We start from the raw sequence: 1,271 nt of genomic DNA, 5'->3' as shown, positions 1-1,271 counted from the left end.
CACTGACCTAAATAAATGAGACAATTTAAAAACACCTTACGTTGAAAACGGGTATTGAATACCAGGAAATCAATGTGGAGGTGTTTTTTTATGGGCACAAGAGTAAGTTATCCGGCTGAAGTTAAAATGAAAGCAATCGAAATGAGACTAGCAGGCATTTCGGTTAAACAGGTAATGGAGGAATTGAATATCAAAAATAAAACACAATTAATGACTTGGATGAAATGGTACAAAAACGGAGAAATGCATCGTTTCCATCAACCAGTAGGTAAGCAATATACCTTCGGTAAAGGGCCAGAATATGATTCAGAAGAAGCGCGACTACAAGTTGAGAACCGCTATTTGAAACAACAGATTGAAGTATTAAAAAAGTACGCCGAATTGGAGAGGAAGTGGTTGGGAAAATCATTGTAGAATTAGTAGATGAATTGAAGGAGATCATGCCGATTCAAACAGTGTGTGCGCATTTAGGTGTAGCCCGTTCCTCCTATTACCGCTGGAGAAAAGAGGCACAGTGCCTTTCCAAGAAGAATGAACGTGACCAAGCAATTGGGAAGGTGTGCGCCGAGCATAAATTCCGATATGGCTATCGTAAAATCGCAGCACTATTCCCAGGAATCAGTGAAAAAACAGTCCAACGCATCATGCAAAAATACGGTTGGTCTTGCCGGGTAAAAGTAAAAAAGAGAAAGCGAACTGGGCAGCCAACGCATGTGGCTGAAAATCAATTAGCACGCGCCTTTGGCGCATCGAAGTCATGTCAGAAACTCGTGACAGATATTACGTACTTGCCTTTTGGTCAATCTATGATGTATCTTTCAAGCATAATGGATCTTTATAATGGTGAAATCATTGCCTATACGATTGGATCTGTCCAAGATGTTACCCTTGTATTAGATACACTTCAACAGCTAGATAACTTGTCAAAAGATTGTTTATTGCATAGTGACCAAGGATCTGTCTATACATCCTATGCCTATCAGAAAGCCGTAAAAGAAAAAGGAATTACCATGAGCATGTCCCGTAAGGGCACGCCCGCTGATAATTCCCCGATCGAAACGTTTCACTCCTCGCTAAAGTCAGAAACGTTCTATCTCGACGACATTTACAGTACGACAAATGCGCACGTAAAACAAATCGTCGAAACCTATATTACCTATTATAACAATATCCGGATTCAAACGAAATTAAACAACCAGTCGCCGGTAAAATACCGCCAACTGGCAGTTTAATAAGGTGTTTTCTTACTGTCTCAAAAACGACACTCAGTG

1 protein-coding gene is annotated in these 1,271 nt (G+C 40.4%); it reads left to right on the top strand.

Going from position 1 to position 1,271, the window contains the following annotated elements:
- The first annotated feature begins 90 nt into the window (after window positions 1-90).
- A protein-coding gene (locus BOD01S_RS22265; RefSeq protein ID WP_156475403.1) for an IS3 family transposase occupies window positions 91-1,232 on the top strand; the annotation gives its coding sequence in 2 pieces (ribosomal slippage) (window positions 91-364 and window positions 364-1,232; 1,143 coding nt in all).
- Window positions 1,233-1,271: the final 39 nt, after the last annotated feature.

The organism is Lysinibacillus odysseyi 34hs-1 = NBRC 100172 (assembly GCF_001591965.1).
Taxonomy (GTDB): Bacteria; Bacillota; Bacilli; order Bacillales_A; family Planococcaceae; genus Lysinibacillus_B; species Lysinibacillus_B odysseyi.
Note: the sequence above shows the minus strand (reverse complement) of the source record. Positions and strands in the feature narration are given on the sequence as shown.